21 protein-coding genes are annotated in these 16428 nt (G+C 67.7%); 14 read left to right on the top strand and 7 right to left on the bottom strand.

What is annotated here, in order from left to right; all coding sequences use genetic code 11:
* Nucleotides 1–12: 12 nt before the first annotated feature.
* On the bottom strand, nt 13–1338 hold the full coding sequence (locus Q8N10_RS16285) for a hypothetical protein (RefSeq protein ID WP_304777403.1): 1326 nt from the start codon (nt 1336–1338) through the stop codon (nt 13–15).
* A 342-nt stretch (nt 1339–1680) separates the two neighbouring features.
* On the opposite strand from Q8N10_RS16285, the gene Q8N10_RS16280 reads away from it, so the two are divergent.
* Genes Q8N10_RS16280 through Q8N10_RS16270 form a run of 3 tightly spaced genes read left to right on the top strand, consistent with a single transcriptional unit; the run spans nt 1681 to nt 4278 of the window.
* On the top strand, nt 1681–2460 hold the full coding sequence (locus tag Q8N10_RS16280) for an enoyl-CoA hydratase-related protein (RefSeq protein ID WP_304777402.1): 780 nt from the start codon (nt 1681–1683) through the stop codon (nt 2458–2460).
* Nucleotide 2461: 1 nt separating this feature from the next.
* A complete protein-coding gene (locus Q8N10_RS16275) occupies nt 2462–3424 on the top strand; it encodes an oxidoreductase (protein ID WP_304777401.1) in 963 nt (320 codons plus the stop codon).
* A complete protein-coding gene (locus Q8N10_RS16270; RefSeq protein WP_304777400.1) occupies nt 3421–4278 on the top strand; it encodes an NAD(P)-dependent oxidoreductase in 858 nt (285 codons plus the stop codon). Before Q8N10_RS16275 ends, Q8N10_RS16270 begins: the two co-directional genes overlap by 4 nt.
* Here the strand turns inward: Q8N10_RS16270 and Q8N10_RS16265 are convergent.
* Nucleotides 4268–4618, bottom strand: a complete 351-nt coding sequence (locus Q8N10_RS16265; protein ID WP_304777399.1) for a TfoX/Sxy family protein — start codon at nt 4616–4618, stop codon at nt 4268–4270. The two genes, Q8N10_RS16270 and Q8N10_RS16265, sit on opposite strands and share 11 nt — an antisense overlap.
* Nucleotides 4619–4654: 36 nt before the next feature.
* Between Q8N10_RS16265 and Q8N10_RS16260 the strand changes: the two genes are divergently transcribed.
* Nucleotides 4655–5134 carry a GNAT family N-acetyltransferase gene (locus Q8N10_RS16260; RefSeq protein ID WP_304777398.1) on the top strand — a complete coding sequence of 160 codons (480 nt, stop codon included), beginning with the start codon at nt 4655–4657 and terminating at the stop codon, nt 5132–5134.
* Here Q8N10_RS16260 and Q8N10_RS16255 read toward each other — a convergent pair.
* Nucleotides 5131–5550 (bottom strand): hypothetical protein, encoded by a 420-nt coding sequence (locus Q8N10_RS16255; protein WP_304777397.1) that lies wholly within the window; start codon nt 5548–5550, stop codon nt 5131–5133. The genes Q8N10_RS16260 and Q8N10_RS16255 overlap by 4 nt on opposite strands.
* Nucleotides 5551–5621: 71 nt before the next feature.
* Here Q8N10_RS16255 and Q8N10_RS16250 point away from each other — a divergent pair, with 71 nt between their 5' ends.
* Nucleotides 5622–6230: a GNAT family N-acetyltransferase gene (locus Q8N10_RS16250; RefSeq protein WP_304777396.1), complete on the top strand. Its 609-nt coding sequence runs from the start codon at nt 5622–5624 to the stop codon at nt 6228–6230.
* Nucleotides 6231–6285: 55 nt separating this feature from the next.
* Here the strand turns inward: Q8N10_RS16250 and Q8N10_RS16245 are convergent, their stop codons facing one another.
* The gene (locus Q8N10_RS16245) at nt 6286–7200 is read right to left on the bottom strand and encodes an SDR family NAD(P)-dependent oxidoreductase (RefSeq protein WP_304777395.1); all 915 of its coding nucleotides are present in this window, start codon (nt 7198–7200) and stop codon (nt 6286–6288) included.
* A gap of 34 nt (nt 7201–7234) precedes the next feature.
* Entirely contained in the window at nt 7235–8497 is a 1263-nt protein-coding gene (locus Q8N10_RS16240; RefSeq protein ID WP_304777394.1) for an MFS transporter, read from the bottom strand.
* 216 nt (nt 8498–8713) lie between these two features.
* Between Q8N10_RS16240 and Q8N10_RS16235 the strand changes: the two genes are divergently transcribed.
* The 7 genes from Q8N10_RS16235 to Q8N10_RS16205 are packed head-to-tail and all read left to right on the top strand — an operon-like array spanning nt 8714 to nt 13487.
* Entirely contained in the window at nt 8714–9229 is a 516-nt protein-coding gene (locus tag Q8N10_RS16235) for a GNAT family N-acetyltransferase (protein WP_304777393.1), read from the top strand.
* A 48-nt stretch (nt 9230–9277) separates the two neighbouring features.
* Entirely contained in the window at nt 9278–9853 is a 576-nt protein-coding gene (locus Q8N10_RS16230; protein ID WP_304777392.1) for a DUF1285 domain-containing protein, read from the top strand.
* A gap of 38 nt (nt 9854–9891) precedes the next feature.
* Nucleotides 9892–10494: a CoA pyrophosphatase gene (locus Q8N10_RS16225; protein WP_304777526.1), complete on the top strand. Its 603-nt coding sequence runs from the start codon at nt 9892–9894 to the stop codon at nt 10492–10494.
* A complete protein-coding gene (locus Q8N10_RS16220) occupies nt 10487–10765 on the top strand; it encodes a hypothetical protein (protein ID WP_304777391.1) in 279 nt (92 codons plus the stop codon). The genes Q8N10_RS16225 and Q8N10_RS16220 overlap by 8 nt, the downstream gene beginning before the upstream one ends.
* A complete protein-coding gene (locus Q8N10_RS16215; protein ID WP_304777390.1) occupies nt 10762–12012 on the top strand; it encodes a CCA tRNA nucleotidyltransferase in 1251 nt (416 codons plus the stop codon). The genes Q8N10_RS16220 and Q8N10_RS16215 overlap by 4 nt, the downstream gene beginning before the upstream one ends.
* Nucleotides 12009–12713, top strand: a complete 705-nt coding sequence (locus tag Q8N10_RS16210) for a gamma-glutamyl-gamma-aminobutyrate hydrolase family protein (protein ID WP_304777389.1) — start codon at nt 12009–12011, stop codon at nt 12711–12713. Before Q8N10_RS16215 ends, Q8N10_RS16210 begins: the two co-directional genes overlap by 4 nt.
* A 45-nt stretch (nt 12714–12758) precedes the next feature.
* The gene (locus Q8N10_RS16205; RefSeq protein ID WP_304777388.1) at nt 12759–13487 is read left to right on the top strand and encodes an Isoquinoline 1-oxidoreductase subunit; all 729 of its coding nucleotides are present in this window, start codon (nt 12759–12761) and stop codon (nt 13485–13487) included.
* Nucleotides 13488–13506: 19 nt separating this feature from the next.
* On the opposite strand, the gene hemF is transcribed toward Q8N10_RS16205, so the two are convergent.
* On the bottom strand, nt 13507–14385 hold the full coding sequence (gene hemF, locus Q8N10_RS16200; protein ID WP_304777387.1) for an oxygen-dependent coproporphyrinogen oxidase: 879 nt from the start codon (nt 14383–14385) through the stop codon (nt 13507–13509).
* Complete coding sequence (locus Q8N10_RS16195; RefSeq protein ID WP_304777386.1) at nt 14382–14840, bottom strand: tRNA (cytidine(34)-2'-O)-methyltransferase; 459 nt, start codon at nt 14838–14840, stop codon at nt 14382–14384. The genes hemF and Q8N10_RS16195 overlap by 4 nt, the downstream gene beginning before the upstream one ends.
* 201 nt (nt 14841–15041) lie before the next feature.
* On the opposite strand from Q8N10_RS16195, the gene petA reads away from it, so the two are divergent.
* The gene (petA, locus tag Q8N10_RS16190) at nt 15042–15596 is read left to right on the top strand and encodes a ubiquinol-cytochrome c reductase iron-sulfur subunit (protein WP_304777385.1); all 555 of its coding nucleotides are present in this window, start codon (nt 15042–15044) and stop codon (nt 15594–15596) included.
* Nucleotides 15597–15601: 5 nt separating this feature from the next.
* On the top strand, nt 15602–16428 hold an 827-nt coding region (locus Q8N10_RS16185; RefSeq protein WP_305663957.1), incomplete at its 3' end, for a cytochrome b N-terminal domain-containing protein.

Genomic DNA, 16428 nt, shown 5'->3' with positions numbered 1-16428 from the left:
ACGCCTTAAGTGTTAAACGTTGCCGGGCAGCTTGCACTCCTTCGAGAAGGCGCAGCCGATGACGCCCACGACGGACATCGGGCTCGGGGTGTATTCCACGATGTAGCCCTTCAGGCCGTCGGCGCAGGCCACTTCGAGGTAGCCGGTGCCCTTGGTGGTCTTGCCGATGAAGCGGGTGGCCGAGACGGCGCAGTCGTTCTTGCCCATCTTCTTGAGGTCGGCGGTCACCAGCGGGAAGGCCAGGTCGGGCTTGGTGAAGGAGCAGCGGTAGCCGGCGACCGGCGCGCGCGCGCAGTCATGGACCACGGCCTTCACGCCCGGGCCGCCGAAGACGCCGACGGCGCCGTCAGGACGGTTCGAACAGGCCATCTCCACCACGTCCAGACCGGCCGGCGAGGGGAAGGGGGCGTACTTGGAGACTTCGCAGTCGAAGCCCGCCGACTTGGCCAGCTTGGTGTAGAGGCCGGCCTGGGCGGTTTCGGCTTCCTTGGCGTCGGTCAACTCGCAGCCGCCCATCACCATGGAGGCCTTCTCGCAGGGGTAGGTCTGGGCGAGCTGGCCCTTCTCCACCTTGTAGAGATAGCCCTTACCGTCGGTGCAGGAGGTCTCGTAGAACATCGCGCCAGCCTGGGACACGCCGGCATAGCGGCGGTCCTTGATGGTGCAGCCGTTCTTGGCCTGGACCACCAGGGTGTCCACGACGGCCATGCGGTGGGCCTTGTCGTGCAGCGTGCATTTGATGTTGCTGGCGGCGTCGTCATACAGCAGGCAGTTGTCGGCCTCGACCTTCTTGGCCTCGTCGGCCGGGGCGCTGGTCTTCAGCACGTAGCCGTCGCCGGCCGCACAGGAGATTTCCAGGAAGGTGGTGGTGGCGCTCTGGCCGATGCCGCGCACCTGATCGGGGGTGCAGGCGATGCCGGCCTTGGCGATATAGCCGGCCAGATCGGACTTGGGATCGGCGTTGCCCGGCAGCTTGCAGGGCAGGGTCGACGGCTTGCCGTCCGGCTGCGGGCTGTTGGCTTCCACGCAGGTGAAGGCGGTCGGCGTGGCGCCGGTCACGTTCGACAGGATGAAGCCGAGACCCTTGTCGCAATCGATCTCGTAATAGCTGGTGTCCGTCTTCGCCTTCTTGTCGCTCATCTTGCCGACGAAGCGGGCGTCAGAGACCGTGCAGGCGATGCCGGCGGCTTTCGCGATGGCCGGGGCCTCGGCCATGCCCTGGGTGCGGGACGCGGCGGTGACTTCCTCGACCGGCTTCTTGGCCGCCATAACAACGGCGGCGGGCGCCGTCACCGCGACAAACAGGGCCGCGGCAAGCCCGATTCCAAATGACCTCATGGTCCTGATCTCTCCTGGGGTAGTTCCTCTGGGCGGACTTAAGCGCCCCTGCGTCCTTCAAATCAAGTTTGGCGTGAACGGCGCCTGAACTGAGCCGCGCATGACCGTATTGAGGTTTGATACGGAGCACCTGTGGCGCGACAATGACGGAACACCGGTCGGAGTGGCGGGCTATGCGGGATGGATTCGAAGAGGCCGTCGTCGAGCCCCCCGTCAAAGGCTGGTCCAACCCTTCGAGCGAGCTCCTCGGACCGGCGGGGCGCAAAGAAAATCGCCGGGCCGCGCTATCGCATCCGGCGCGGCGGCCTAATATACGACGTAAGAAATCGAGGGAGTGGACTGATGAGCGAACATGTCTTGAGCGAGAAGTCGGGCGGCGTCCTGACCCTGACGCTGAACCGGCCGGAGAAGAAGAACGCGCTCACTCGCGACATGTATCAGGCGCTCGGCGACGCCATCGACCAGGCCGAGTTCGACAAGGAGGTCCGCTGCGTCCTGATCCAGGCCAATGGGGACATGTTCACCGCTGGCAACGATCTCACGGACTTCGCCGCCGTCAATTCCGGCGACGCCAGCGCCAATGAGGCGCGGCGCGGCGGCAACCCGCTGCTGGCCGCCCTGGCGCGGGCCAAGACCCCGCTGGTGGCCGCCGTGAACGGTCGGGCCGTCGGCGTCGGGGTGACGATGCTGCTGCATTGCGACCTCGTCTACATCTCGGAGGACGCCCTTCTGACCACGCCCTTCGTCAATCTGGCCCTGGTGCCGGAGGCGGCGTCGAGCCTGACCCTGCCGGCCCGGATCGGCCATGCGCGGGCCTTCTCGATGTTCGTGCTGGGCGAGGCCGTAGATGCGAGGAAGGCCGTCGACTGGGGCATCGCCAATGCGGCGGTCCCCACCGACCAGCTCCGCGCCCGGGCCAAGGCCGCCGCCGACGCCGTGGCCGCCCGTCCGCCCGCCGCCGTGGTCATCACCAAGGCCCTGATGCGTGACGGCGAGGCCATCGCCAACCGCATGGACGAGGAAGGCCGCCACTTCGCCGCCCAGCTCAAGTCGCCGGAAGCCAAGGAGGCCTTCGCCGCCTTCGCCGAGAAGCGCGGCCCCGACTTCACCAAGGTCGGCTGAGATGGCCCGCATCACCGCCGGCCTCTCGCCCTTCACCGACGCCGCCGTCATCGCCGAGGATCATGACCTCACCGGCCGCACGGTGGTGATCACCGGCGCAGCGACCGGCATTGGCGTCGAGACCGCCCGCGCGCTCGCCGCTGCGGGCGCCGAGGTCACCATCGCCGTGCGTAACCGTCAGGCCGGTGAGACGGCCGCCGCCGACATCAACGCCGACATCGGCGAGGACCGGGTCAAGGTGGGCGCGCTCGACCTTTCCGACCTGGCCTCGGTGGCCGGCTTCGTCAGCGCCTGGGGGGATAGGCCCCTCAATATCCTGATCAACAACGCCGGCGTCATGGCCTGCCCGCAGAGCTACACCGCCAACGATCTGGAGATGCAGATCGGCGTCAACCACTTCGGCCACTTCCTGCTGGGGATCGGGCTGGCCCGGGCGCTGATGAACGGGGCCGAGGAGGGACATACCGCGCGCCTGGTCTCGCTGTCCTCCATCGGTCACCGCCGCAGCGACATCAACTGGGACGACCCGCACTATCGCACGCGGGCGTATGACAAGTGGGAATCCTACGGTCAGTCCAAGACCGCCAATTCCCTGTTTGCGGTCGGCTACCACAAGCGCTTCGCAGACCTCGGGATAACCGCCAACGCGGTCATGCCGGGCGGGATCATGACGCCGCTGCAGCGGCACCTGCCCCGCGAGGAAATGATCGCCATGGGCTGGATGAATGAGGACGGCGTGGTCCGGGAAGGGTTCAAGACCCCCGCCCAGGGCGCCTCCACCAGCGTCTGGGCCGCGATCGGCGACGAACTGGAAGGCGTCGGCGGCCTCTACCTGGAAAACCTGGCCCAGGCCCTGCCCTGGGGCGAGGAGCCCAACGCCGGGGTCATGCCCCACGCCCTGGACCCCGAAAGCGCCGAGCGCCTCTGGGCCCTGTCCGAAGAGACCACCGGAGTGAAACTATGAGCCTGCAAGGCAAGACCCTCTTCGTCACCGGCGCCAGCCGCGGCATCGGCCTGGCCATCGCCCTGCGCGCGGCTCGCGACGGCGCCAATATCGCCATCGCCGCCAAGACCGCCGAGCCGCACAAGCACCTTCCCGGCACTATCTACTCCGCGGCCAAGGAGATCGAGGCGGCGGGCGGCAAGGCCCTGCCGCTGATCGTCGACGTCCGCGACGAGGCCAGCGTCTATGAGGCGGTGGAGAAGACCGTGGCGGCCTTCGGCGGGATCGACATCTGCGTCAACAACGCCTCGGCCATCCAGCTCACCGGCACCCTGCAGACCGACATGAAGCGCTACGACCTGATGAACCAGGTCAATGCGCGCGGCACCTACCTGACCTCAAAGGCCTGCATTCCGCATCTGAAGAACGCCGCCAATCCGCACGTCCTGATGCTGTCGCCGCCGCTGGACATGAGCCCGCGCTGGTTCGAGGGTCACGTGGCCTACACCATGGCCAAGTTCGGCATGAGCATGTGCGTCCTGGGCATGGCGTCGGAGTTCAAGGCCGATGGCATCGCCTTCAATGCGCTGTGGCCCCGCACGGGGATCGCCACGGCGGCTATCCAGTTCGCCCTGGCTGGGGACGACGGGATGAAGCAGTGCCGCACGGTCGAGATCATGGCCGACGCCGCCCACGCCATCTTCGAGAAGCCGGCCCGCGACTTCACCGGCAACTTCCTGATCGACGACAGCTTCCTCTACGCCGAGGGCGAGCGCGATTTCGACAAGTACCGCGTCGATCCGACCACCAGATTGATGCCGGACTTCTTCGTGCCGGCGGACTCCGTCCCGCCGCCGGGCGTGGTCATCGGCTAGGCTTGCGCTTGGGCGTTGTCCTGGCGCGGGCGGCGGCCTCCAGGCCCTTGCCCGCCCAGGCGGCCAGGACCTCGGGATCCTCCAGGGCGTCCAGCGGCGTGGTCCAGTAGCTCATCGCCTTGTCGCCGCCGAACGGCTTGAACGGCTCGCAGCCAGCTGCCTCGAAGTCGGGGCGGTTGGCGTCGTCGACCTTGAGGTAGAGGGTGTCTTGCGCGATCAGGGCGAAGAACAGCTCGTGACGCGACAGTCCCACGCCGCCGAACATGCGGCGGTGGGTGACGCCGCCCAGGGGCTGCAGCTGCTCCAGGATGTAGTCGAGAAATTCGGGTGAGACCGCCATGCGCTCCTCGCCAAGCCAGAAGAAAGCCTAGCCGCCATGGCCGTCACTGTCCGCCCCGCCGTCGCTGCTGACACCGTTGTCATCATGAGTTTTGTCCGGGCGCTGGCCGACTACGAAAAGCTGCTGCACGAGGTGGAGGCCACGGAGGCCGATCTCGCCGGTCACCTGTTCGGCGAGACCCCGCGCCTGTTCTGCGACATCGCCGAGCAGGACGGCGCGCCGGTGGGTTTCGCCATCTGGTTCTACAACTACTCGACTTTCCGGGGCCGGCACGGGATCTATCTGGAGGACCTGTTCGTGGTCCCGGAGGCGCGTGGCCTGGGGGCGGGCAAGGCGCTGCTGCGGGCCCTGGCCCAGCGTTGCGAGGCGCAGGGTCTGGCGCGGCTGGAATGGGCGGTGCTCAACTGGAACGCGCCCGCCATCGCCTTCTATGACGGGCTGGGCGCCGCGGCGCAGACGGAGTGGACGGTGCGCCGCCTGACCGACCAGGCGCTGGTGAGCCTCGCGCGGAGCTAGACCTTGATGTCGATGATCGCCGGGCCGGCCTGTTTGCCCTCGGGATCAGCCTTGGCCTGGTTCTCGAGCATTTCCAGCATGGCTTCCTTGATCCGCCGGGCAAGTTCTTCCGCGATGGATGACTCTGTCGACGCCCGCTGCTTGGGATCGAGCTTGGCCAGGTCGCCCTCGCTTGTGCCCCGGGATTCCAGGATCTCGGCGCGCAGCTTCTCCTTCAGCTTCTCGGCCTTCACCTCCTGCGCCCACTGGTAGATTCCCTTCTCGCGTATGGCGTCGAGGGTCGCCTGGGTCCTGGTCTTCGACTCTGCGGCCTTCACGGCGGCGATGTCCGCCGCGCTCGCGGGCTTGCTGACCACGTCAGCGGCTGCGGGCAAAAGCGCGCCCAGCACGGAGGCGCCGATGGCGGAAATAGACATGCGAAACTCCGGGCTACCGGTTAAGGTTACGCAAGTTTCGGGCCAGCAAGAGCCCGCCCTGGGAGGAGCCGATGAGCGCGCCGCCGAAGACGGTCCTGAGGGCCACCCCCGAGGAGGAGGCGGCGATCCGCCAGGCCGTGCGGACCGCCCAGCCAGGCTCTCCCGACAGCGTGCTGGCCGGTCCCGAGCATGTGGCGGGCCTCGTGACCCTGCTCAGCGATCCGGCGGTCTCCGGACCCATCTATGACCTGCCCAGGCCGATCAACGCCGAGACGGTGAGCGCCTGGGTGGCGGAGGCCGAAGCCCTGCGCCAGAAGGGCGAGGCGATCCTGTTTGTCTCTCTGGACCCGGTCGGCGAGGTGGCCGGCTATTCGCGATTCTCGGTCTGGCCCGACCGGTCCTCGGCCGAGATCGTCGGCGGACGCCGCGCGGACCTGCAGAGCCGCGGCCAAGGCAGTGCGGGCGCGGCGCGGTCGTTCGGCTGGATGTTCGAAGCCCTGGGGGTGCGGCTGGTGGGTTTGACCGCAGCCCTGGACAATGTCCGCTCCGCCCGGGTCATCGAGGCGGCCGGCTTCGTGCGCATGGGGGAGCGCGACAGTGTGCGTCCCGACGGCACGGTCCGTCGGTCGCTCTACTGGGAGCTGACGCGGGACCAGTGGCAGGCCTTGCAGCAGGCATGAAAAAGACCCCGGCCTTTCGACCGGGGTCCTGATCGTCGTGTCGAAACGTCGGTTCTTAGGCGGCGGGCGCCGGGGCCGGAGCCGGGCGTTGGACCGGGAAGAACTTCGGCGCCATCGCGGGAATGGCTTCCTTGATGATGCTGTCGACGGTCCAGCCCTCTTCCTTGGTCACGGTCTCGATGGGCCGCGGCTGCGAGTAGAGGGTGATGGTTTCGCCCGAGGAGCCGAAGATCTGGCCCGAGACGCTGGCGGCGGCCGGGGTGATCATGGCCACCGAGAAGCGGGCCGGCTGGTCGGCGCGGATCTTCTCGGCCATCACGGCGCGACGGGCGGCGGCGGCTTCATCCTTCACCGGCACCGACTGGGTCATGCGGGTCCAGGCGACCGGGGCCACGCAGTTCGAACGCACGTTGTTGCGGGCGCCTTCCATGGCGATGATCCGCGACAGGCCGGCGATGCCCATCTTGGCCGCGCCGTAGTTGGCCTGGCCGATGTTGCCCAGCAGGCCCGAGGTCGAGGTGAAGAACATGTAGGCGCCGTCGTTCTGCTCGCGGAACAGCTCGATGGTGGCGCGGGCCACATTGAAGGAGCCGCGCATGTGGACGGCGATGACGGAGTCCCACTCGGCTTCGGTCATCTTGTGGAACATCACGTCGCGCAGGATGCCGGCGGGATTGATCACGGCGTGCAGACCGCCGAACTCCTTCTTGGCCTGCTCGACCATGCCGTAGACGGCGTCGAGGTCGGTGACGCTGTCGGAGTTGGAAACCGCTTCACCGCCCGCGGCGCGGATTTCCTGGGCGACGGACTCAGCCGGACCGGCCGAACCTTCGTCTTCGCCCTTCAGGCTGCCGCCCAAATCGTTGACGACGACCTTCGCGCCTTCCTGCGCGGCGATCAGAGCGCAATCGCGGCCGATACCGTTGCCGCCGCCCGTAACAAGAACAACTTTGCCTGAAAGAGCACCCATGAACCAATCTCCCTGAAATATAATTCGCAGACTGTTATTCGAGCCTGTCGGCCTTGCGCAAGGCTGGAAACAGTTTCGCCCAGACGCCGGTCACGATCAACGCGCCAACGCCACCGAAAACCGCCGCGCCGACCGGGCCAAAGAATCGCGCCACCACGCCGCTCTCGAATTCCCCCAGTTCGTTGGACGCCCCGATGAACAGCGACGATACGGCGGCGACCCGGCCGCGCATGTGGTCGGGAGTCACGATCTGCACGAGGGTCTGGCGGACATAGACGCTGAGCATGTCGGCGCCCCCCAGGACGGCCAGGGCCGCCACCGACAGCGGCAGGGACTTTGAAAGGCCAAAGACGATGGTGGCCATTCCGAACACCGCCACGCCCGCGAACATGGTGAGCCCCGCGTGCTGGCGGATCGGCCGGGTGGCCAGGACCACCGCCACCAGGGTGGCGCCGATGGCCGGGCCTGCCCGGAGCAGGCCAAAGCCCTCTGGCCCGACATGCAGGACGTCGCGCGCGAACACCGGCAGCAGGGCTGTCGCTCCGCCCAGGAGCACGGCGAACATGTCCAGCGAGATGGCGCCGAAGACGATCTTGTTGGTCCAGGTATAGACCAGCCCCTCCTTGATCAGGGCCCAGCGGGAGCCCGCCTGGACGATCGGCTTGGTCACGGCGCGGATCATGAAGACGCACACGAACGACAGGCCGTAGAGCACCGTGGTGACGGAGTAGGAGAGGCCGGTGGAGTGGGCCAGCAGCAGGCCGCCGATGGCCGGCCCGACGATGGAGCCTCCTTGCCAGGCCAGGGAATTCAGCGCGATGGCCCGGGGCAGCAGGCTGCGCGGCACCAGCATGGGAGCCAGCGCGGTGGCTGACGGGCCCATGAAGGCGCGGCTGGCGCCGAACAGGGCCGAGAGCACCAGCAGCAGCGGGATGCTGGCGAAATCGTAGATCGAGGCCAGGGCCAGGGTGACCGCGGTGGCGATCTCGCCCGTGTAGCAGAGCAGCAGCACCTTGCGCCGGTCGTGGCGGTCGGCGGTCTCGCCGGCGATCGGTGACAGCAGCAGGACCGGGATGAAGGCGGCCAGGCCGATCATGCCGACATAGAAGGCCGACTGCTTCACATCCATGGTCTCGCGGGCCACGGCGTACATCTGCCATCCCAGGGCGACGCTCTGGATCTGCACTCCCAGGGTCGCGCCGACGCGACCTATCCAGAACAGCACGTAGTCGCGCCGCTTCATCAGCTCGCGAAGGGTGGCGGGTTCGGCCGGGCCGTCGGGGAGAGTCTCGGTCATGGGCGGCGGACCTTGCGGCGCCACGGCCGCGCTCGCAACGCGTGATTGACGCGCAGGCCACATGGCCCTATCGCCGCGCTTGTTGATCGAAGTTCCGGGCCTGACGTCATGCGACGACTGCGACGAACCGGGCGCGCCCGCCGCGCCAGTTAGAACCGCCCGCCGGTCTGCGCATTGTTGCGCGACCGGTGACCGTCGCACTTCGAAGAAGATCCCATGCCGATGACCCTCTCCGCCGCCGCGCAGGCGCCGACCCTCAAGCTTGAACAAGATCAGGATGGCCCGGCCATCGAGATTCTGCTGGACCACGCCTTCGGGCCGGGCCGCTTCACCAAGGTCTCCGAACGGGTCCGCGAGATCGCCGAGTTCCGGCAGGACCTGTCCTTCTGCGCCTGGGATGAGAGCCGCCTGGTGGGCTGCGTGCGCATGACCCGCATCCGGGTCGGGGGGACGGAGGCGATATTCCTGGGGCCCCTGGCCGTCGCGGCCGACGTGCGCAAGTTCGGAACCGGCGGCGCCCTGGTGCAGCGGGCCTGCGAGGCGGCCCAGGCCGCCGGCTTCGCAAGTGTGCTGCTGGTGGGGGACGAACCCTATTTCAGCCGCTTCGGATTCTCCGCCGCCCCGGCCAGGGCCGTGCGCCTGCCGGGACCGGTGGATCAGCGCCGCGTGCTCGTGCGGCCGCTGCGTGAGGGCGGCGCGGACAACCTTTCCGGCCTCGTGGTCGCGCCCTGACCTAGGGTCGCGCTTGAGGCGGGCCGCCACGCGCCCTACCTTGGATCCATGACCGAAACGCCCAGCAAGACCGGCCTCGAAAGCGTGATCGCCGCCGCCAAGCAGGCGCCGGGCCGCGGCCTGCCGCCCGTGCACCTCTGGCATCCGACCCACTGCGGCGATATCGACATCGTCATCAAGAAGGACGGCCTCTGGTTCCACGAGGGCACGCCCATCGGCCGCGAGGCTCTGGTGCGCCTGTTCTCCACCGTCCTGCGCAAGGACCCCGACGGTTTCCACCTGGTGACCCCGGTGGAGAAGATGAAGATCACGGTGGAGGACGCCCCCTTCATCGCCGTGCGCGTCGACAAGGTAGGCGACACCCTGAAATTCCTCACCAATGTCGGCGACGAGGTCGAGGCGGGCCCTGAGAACGAGATCCGTGTCGAGATGGACGCCACCACCGGTGAGCCGCGCCCCTACCTCCACGTCCGCCGGGGCCTGGAGGCGCTGATCGCCCGGCCGGTCTTCTATGAACTCGTGGAGCTCGCGGAGGAGCGCGAGACGCCCGAAGGCTTGCGCCTGGGCGTCGCCTCCGGCGGCGCCTGGTTCCCGGTGGGTCCTGCCGGAGCGCACCTTCCGTGAACCCGGCCCAGGCGTCGACCGCCACCCGCGACTGGATCATGGCTCACCTCGATCCCCTGGAGGAGCGCGAGCCTGTGTCCGGAGCGACCCGCTCGGACTTCGACCTGTCGGGCCAGTACGGAGACCCGCCTGCCGCCCTGACTCCCGCCTCGGTGCTGGTGGGGCTGGTCGAACGGGAAGGGGCCTATTCGGTGATCCTGACCCGCCGGGCCGACACCCTGCGCCGCCATACTGGCCAGATCGCCCTGCCGGGCGGCCGCCGCGATCCGGGGGAGACGCCCTGGCGGACCGCCCTGCGTGAGGCCCACGAGGAGGTGGGCCTGCACCCCGACTACGTCATGCTGGCGGGATTGTCCTCGCCCTATGTCACCGGGACCGGCTTCCTGATCACCCCGGTGGTGGGGTTTGTCCGTGAAGGCTTCTCGCTCACCGCCAATCCGGCCGAGGTGGCCGACATCTTCGAGACGCCCTTCGGTTTCCTGATGGACCCCGCCAATCACGAGGAGCACGAACGTGAGGCGCCGACCGGGGAAAAACGCAGGTTCTACGCCATGACCCACGCCGAGCGCTTCATCTGGGGCGCGACCGCCGGGGTGTTGCGGGGGCTCTATGAGCGGCTCTACGGCGCGGCCGTTGCTTGAGGTCCTCGCCAGCCGCGCCCTGCTCGTGGCCCTGCCCTTCGGCCTCTGGTTCCTGTGGCGCGAGGTCGCCCGGCGCACCGGGCGGGAGATGGGCTCCACCCCCTGGGCATGGCTGTTCGCCGCGGGCGCGGTGCTGATGGGGGTTTCGCTGATGGCCACGGCTGTGTTCCATGGCGACAATCGCGGCCAGGTCTATGTCCCCGCCGAGGCCGCCCCCGGCGGGCGCATCACCCCCGGCCATTTCGAGAAGAGAGCGCCCCAGACTCCATGACCGACAACATTGGCCAACAGCCCTGGATGCAGACCCCGCAGGTCGTCGCCGTGATGGACGCCCTGGAGGCGCGCGGCTTCACTGGCTGCGCGCGCTTCGTGGGGGGCTGTGTGCGCAATTCGTTGCTGAATCGGCCGATCGAAGACATCGACATCGCCACCACCCTCACCCCCGACCAGATCACCGAGGCCCTGCAGGAGGCGGGGATCAGGGCCGTACCGACCGGGGTCGAGCACGGCACCATCACCGCGGTGGCCGACAGTCAGCCCTTCGAGATCACCACCCTGCGCCGGGACGTCTCCACCGACGGCCGCCGCGCGGTGGTGGCCTTCACCCAGGACTGGACCGAGGACGCCCTGCGCCGCGACTTCACCCTGAACGCCGTCTATGCCGACCGCGACGGGACGCTCTTTGACCCTACGGGCAGGGGGATCGAGGACGGCAAGGCGGGCCGCATCGTCTTCGTCGGCGACGCCATGACCCGCATTCGCGAGGACTATCTGCGCATCCTGCGCTTCTTCCGGTTCCAGGCCTGGTACGGCAAGGGCGACGCCGACGAAAAGGCGCTGGCCGCCTGCAAGGCCCTGAAGGAATCCCTCTCCGGCCGCCCCGCCGAGCGCACCGCCAAGGAGCTCACCAAGCTGCTGGCCGCCGAGGAACCGCGTCCTGCCATGGCGCTGATGGCGCAGACCGGCGTGCTTGGGACGATCCTGCCCTGCGCCAAGGACCTGGCCGCCTTCAACCAGCTTGTCGAGATCGAGACCGACCAGCTGTTCGAGAACGATCCCATACTGCGGCTGGCGACCCTGATCCCCGAGGACCAGGTCGGGGCGGCCCAGATCTCCGAGCGCCTGCGGCTCTCCAACGAGGTTCGCGACCGCCTGGTGGCGGCCGTCGGCAAGACGCCCCGCATCACCAGCTGGATGAGCCCCCGCGAAATCCGCCGCGCCGTCTACGCCATCGGCCTGCGAGCGCTCACCGACCGGGTGAAACTGGCCTGGGCGAAGTCGGGCCGCACCTCGGCCACGCACCAGTGGCGGGGCCTGCTGGCCCTGGCCGAGAGCTGGTCGCCGCCGCCGTTCCCGCTGACCGGCGAGGACGTGATCCAATCGGGCGTGCCCAAGGGCCCGATGGTGGGCCAGGTGCTGCGCGAGGTGGAGGATTGGTGGATCGATCACGACTTCATCGACGACAAGTTCTCGGCCATCGAGAAGCTGAAGGCGGTGGCCCAGGGCATGGCCTATTGAGGCTGGGGATCCTCGAGACGGGCGCCCCGCCCAAGGACGTCGACCAGTTCGGCGACTATCCCGCCATGTTCCGCGCCCTGTTCGGCCAGGACGCCTACGACTACGCCACCTTCGACATTCAGGCGGGGGAGCTCCCCGATAGCACAGACGCCTGCGCGGCCTATCTGATCACCGGCTCATCGGCCGGCGTCTACGACCCGCTGCCCTGGATCGAGCCGCTGAAGGACTTCCTGCGCGCGGCGAAGGGGACGCCGATGGTGGGCGTCTGTTTCGGTCACCAGATCATGGCCGAGGCATTCGGCGGCACGGTGATCCAGTCCCCCAAGGGCTGGGGGGTGGGCCTGCACCGCTATGAGGTCCGCCAGCCCCAGGCCTGGATGGACGCCCCCCGCTTCAGCATCCCCGCCTCGCACCAGGACCAGGTGGTTGAGGCGCCGCCGGGCGCCCGGGTGATCGCCGCCAGCGCGTTCACTCCCTTCGGCATGCTGGCCTATGGCGACCAGCCGGCGATTTCCCTGCAGCTGCATCCGGAGTTCGAGCCCGCCTATGCCCGCGCCCTGATCGAGAGCCGCCGCGGCAGCCGCTATACCGACGCCCAGGCCGACCAGGCGATCCTGTCCTTCGAACAGCCAGACGACCGGTCACGGGTCGGAGGCTGGATCCAGCGATTTCTGGAGGAAGCAACGCTTCGCCGGTCCTGACGTTCTGGATACGGCGCCGCTTCCGCGCCGGCCGGAGATCGCCTCATGCGCCACGCCAGCGCCCTGCTTATGTCCCTCGGCGCGGCCGGTCTCGTCGCCGCCGCGACACTGACCGCCCAGGCCCAGACTGCGCCCAGCCAGACCGCCGCCTCGGTCCTGGCCGAGATGGAGCAGCGGACCTCCCTGAAGCCCGCGGCCTCGTTCAACAGCATCGCCGACAGGAACGCACGCTCGGTCGCCCTCTTCGAGGAGGCCGGCAAGGTCATCACCCATCCCCGCTGCGCCAACTGTCATCCCGTGGACCGCCCCGCCCAGGGCGACGTCCGCCATCCGCACATGCCGGTGGTGTCGCGCGGAGAGGATGGTCATGGAGAGGGGCTGCGCTGCGCCTCCTGCCACACCGCCAAGAACGTCTGGGTGGGCGGGACCCACATCGTCACCATCCCCGGCAACCCGAAGTGGGCGCTGGCGCCGGCCTCCATGGCCTGGCAGGGCAAGACGCTTGGCGAGATCTGCGCTCAGCTCAAGGACCCGGCCCGCAACGGCGGCAAGACCCTGGCCCAAATCCAGGAACACATGGCCGGGGACGAACTGGTGGCCTGGGGTTGGGACCCCGGCCTTGGCCGGACCCCGGCGCCGGGAACCCAGGCGCAGCTTGGCGAACTCTTCCAGGCCTGGATCGACACAGGCGCCAAATGCCCGGCGCCCGGCGGGGCAAAGGTGCCCAGCCACGACCTCAAGGCTCAGATGGCGACAATGAAGCCGGCGATCTAGCCGGCCGCCGCCAGGGGGGTCAGAGCCAGGCCACCATCGGGGGCATGGAGGAGAGGATCGTGTCGATGTTTCCTCCCGCCTTCAGGCCGAACATGGTGCCGCGGTCGTAGAGCAGGTTGAACTCGACGTAGCGGCCGCGGCGGACCAGCTGCTCCATCCGGTCCTGTTCGGTCCAGGGTTCGCTCATGCGGTGGCGGACGATCTTGGGATAGACCTCCAGGAAGGCCTCGCCGACGGCGCGGGTGAAGGCGAAGTCCTTCTCGAAGTCGCCGGAATTGTGCCGGTCATAGAAGATACCGCCGACCCCACGGGTCTCCTTTCGGTGCGGCAGGTAGAAGTACTCATCGCACCAGACCTTGTACTTGGCGTGCCAGTCGGGATCGAAGGGATCGCAGGCGCCCTTCATCGCGGCGTGGAACAGGACGGCGTCGTCGGCCTCCTCGCTACGCTGCTCGTCGACCATCGGTGTCAGATCGGCGCCGCCGCCGAACCAGCTTTCGGCGGTCGACAGGAAGCGGGTGTTCATGTGGACGGTGGGCACCCGCGGCGAGCGCGGGTGGATGATCAGGCTGATGCTGGCCGAAACGTAGGAAGGGTCCTTGTCGGCGCCGGGCATCTGGGCCGCCATTTCCGGCGAGAAGCGGCTGGTGGCCGCCGAGGTGTGGACCCCCGCCTTTTCGAACAGGCGTCCCTTGAAGTGCCCCCCGACCCCGCCGCCGACACCGGTCTCCCGGGTCCAGGGGCGCATGTCGAATCGCTTGGGCTCCTCGGGATAGAGCTCCGGGGGCGCCTCGGCCTCCAGTTGCTCCAGCTCGGCGACGATGCGGATCTGCAGGTCTTCGAACCACGCCTTGGCGCGGGCGCGACGGTCTTCGATTTCGGGAGGAAGGCTGCTCATGCCGGTGGCTTAGGAAATTGGCCGGTCTGGCGCAACGCTTCGGAAAGGCCGATCGCCGCCGAGACCGTGACGTTCAGGGAACGCATTCCAGGTATCAGCGGAATATAAACCCGCGCGTCGGCGCTCTCGTGAACCTCGTCGGGAACCCCCGCGCTTTCGCGCCCAAACAGCAGCACGTCGTCGGGTTGGAAGGCGAAGGCGTGCAGGGGCTCGGCGGCCTTGGTTGTGAACAGAACGATGCGTCCGGGCCTGTTTTGCGTAAAATCGGCCCATCCGGGGTGCCGCGTCACTTCGCCCGGCTCGCCATAATCGAGGGCCGCGCGGCGGATCGCACGGTCTGAAAGCGGGAAGCCACAGGGCTCTATGACGTGAATTCCGACCCCCATGCAGGCGCCGAGACGTAACGCCGCTCCAAGGTTTTGCGGAATGTCCGGTTGAAAAAGCGCCAGCAGCATTCTAAGCGATCCAGCCTACGGGATTGGCCGGGGCTAGGCGCGAATCACGGAAGGGGCGGCCGCAACGCGCGATCGCTGTAACTTCCGGCAATTCGACCTGCTCCAGCATTGAATTCCGAATGGCCCTTACCAGAACGTCTGGCAGGGTCGAAGACGGGTCTCGGCGCAAAGTCGCGGCCGCAAGCGAAGGGTAGCTTTAAGGTGGCCGACACCGTGGTGGGCGCAAACCCCGATCCTCATGCCTCGGGCGAAGACCCGAACCGGCGTGATTTCATTCACATCGCCGCGGCCGTCATGGCCGTGGGCGCGGTTGGGGCGTTGGCCTGGCCGTTCATCGACCAGATGAACCCGGCCGGCGACACCCTCGCCCTCGCCTCGGTGGAATTCGACCTGACCAAGGTCGAAGCTGGCCAGCAGGTCACTATCAAGTGGCGCGGCAAGCCGCTGTTCATCCGGAACCGGACGGGCAAGGAGATCGCCGAGGCGATCAAGGACGACAACGCCGACCTGCGCGATCCGCAGACCGACGAGGAACGCCACAAGCCCGGCAAGGCCCAATGGCTGATCCTGATCGGCACCTGCACCCATCTGGGCTGCGTGCCGACCTTCGGCGGCGGTGAGTACGGCGGCTGGTTCTGCCCGTGCCACGGCTCGCACTACGACACCTCCGGTCGCATCCGGAAAGGTCCCGCGCCGACGAACTTGGCGGTGCCGGACTACGCCTTCCTGTCGGACACCAAGGTCAAGGTGGGCTGAAAACGATGAGCGGACATTCCAACTACGAGCCGAAGACCGGCTTCGAGCGCTGGCTCGACACCCGACTGCCGATCGTGCGCCTGGCGTATGACAGCGTCATCGACTTCCCGACCCCGAAGAACCTGAACTACTGGTGGACCTTCGGCGGCATCCTGGCGGTCTGCCTGGGCATCCAGATCGTGACCGGCATCGTGCTGGCCATGCACTATGTCCCGCACGTCGATCACGCCTTCAATTCCGTCGAGCGCATCATGCGCGACGTGAACTACGGCTGGCTGGTGCGCTACATGCACTCCAACGGGGCCTCGATGTTCTTCATCGCGGTCTACATCCACATGTTCCGCGGCCTCTACTACGGGTCCTACAAGGCCCCCCGCGAGGTGCTGTGGATCCTCGGCTGCGTGATCTACCTGCTGATGATGGCCACGGCCTTCATGGGTTATGTCCTGCCCTGGGGCCAGATGAGCTTCCACGGCGCCGTGGTGATCACCAACCTGATCGGAGCGATCCCCATCGTGGGACCGGCCATCACCACATGGCTGTGGGGCGGCTTCGCGGTCGACAATCCGACCCTGAACCGCTTCTTCTCGCTGCACTATCTGATGCCGTTCGTGATCGCCGGCGTGGTCGCCCTGCACGTCTGGGCGCTGCACGTGGTGGGCAACGGCAACCCCACCGGGGCGAACGTGAAGTCCGAGGAGGACACTGTTCCCTTCCATCCGTACTACACGGTGAAGGACGGCTTCGCGATTTCGATCTTCCTGCTGATGTACGGCGTGTTTGTCTTCTACCTGCCCGACGTGTTGGGCGACGCGGTCAACTATGTCCCGGC

This window comes from Phenylobacterium sp., assembly GCF_030693625.1.
GTDB lineage: Bacteria > Pseudomonadota > Alphaproteobacteria > Caulobacterales > Caulobacteraceae > Phenylobacterium > Phenylobacterium ferrooxidans.
Note: the sequence above shows the minus strand (reverse complement) of the source record. Positions and strands in the feature narration are given on the sequence as shown.

Bases quoted from the DNA above. Each gene is read 5' to 3' on its own strand.
- Q8N10_RS16285 (WP_304777403.1), bottom strand. From the start codon at position 1,338: ATGAGGTCATTTGGAATCGGGCTTGCCGCGGCCCTGTTTGTCGCGGTG.
- Q8N10_RS16280 (WP_304777402.1), top strand. From the start codon at position 1,681: ATGAGCGAACATGTCTTGAGCGAGAAGTCGGGCGGCGTCCTGACCCTG.
- Q8N10_RS16275 (WP_304777401.1), top strand. From the start codon at position 2,462: ATGGCCCGCATCACCGCCGGCCTCTCGCCCTTCACCGACGCCGCCGTC.
- Q8N10_RS16270 (WP_304777400.1), top strand. From the start codon at position 3,421: ATGAGCCTGCAAGGCAAGACCCTCTTCGTCACCGGCGCCAGCCGCGGC.
- Q8N10_RS16265 (WP_304777399.1), bottom strand. From the start codon at position 4,618: ATGGCGGTCTCACCCGAATTTCTCGACTACATCCTGGAGCAGCTGCAG.
- Q8N10_RS16260 (WP_304777398.1), top strand. From the start codon at position 4,655: ATGGCCGTCACTGTCCGCCCCGCCGTCGCTGCTGACACCGTTGTCATC.
- Q8N10_RS16255 (WP_304777397.1), bottom strand. From the start codon at position 5,550: ATGTCTATTTCCGCCATCGGCGCCTCCGTGCTGGGCGCGCTTTTGCCC.
- Q8N10_RS16250 (WP_304777396.1), top strand. From the start codon at position 5,622: ATGAGCGCGCCGCCGAAGACGGTCCTGAGGGCCACCCCCGAGGAGGAG.
- Q8N10_RS16245 (WP_304777395.1), bottom strand. From the start codon at position 7,200: ATGGGTGCTCTTTCAGGCAAAGTTGTTCTTGTTACGGGCGGCGGCAAC.
- Q8N10_RS16240 (WP_304777394.1), bottom strand. From the start codon at position 8,497: ATGACCGAGACTCTCCCCGACGGCCCGGCCGAACCCGCCACCCTTCGC.
- Q8N10_RS16235 (WP_304777393.1), top strand. From the start codon at position 8,714: ATGCCGATGACCCTCTCCGCCGCCGCGCAGGCGCCGACCCTCAAGCTT.
- Q8N10_RS16230 (WP_304777392.1), top strand. From the start codon at position 9,278: ATGACCGAAACGCCCAGCAAGACCGGCCTCGAAAGCGTGATCGCCGCC.
- Q8N10_RS16225 (WP_304777526.1), top strand. From the start codon at position 9,892: ATGGCTCACCTCGATCCCCTGGAGGAGCGCGAGCCTGTGTCCGGAGCG.
- Q8N10_RS16215 (WP_304777390.1), top strand. From the start codon at position 10,762: ATGACCGACAACATTGGCCAACAGCCCTGGATGCAGACCCCGCAGGTC.
- Q8N10_RS16205 (WP_304777388.1), top strand. From the start codon at position 12,759: ATGCGCCACGCCAGCGCCCTGCTTATGTCCCTCGGCGCGGCCGGTCTC.
- hemF (WP_304777387.1), bottom strand. From the start codon at position 14,385: ATGAGCAGCCTTCCTCCCGAAATCGAAGACCGTCGCGCCCGCGCCAAG.
- Q8N10_RS16195 (WP_304777386.1), bottom strand. From the start codon at position 14,840: ATGCTGCTGGCGCTTTTTCAACCGGACATTCCGCAAAACCTTGGAGCG.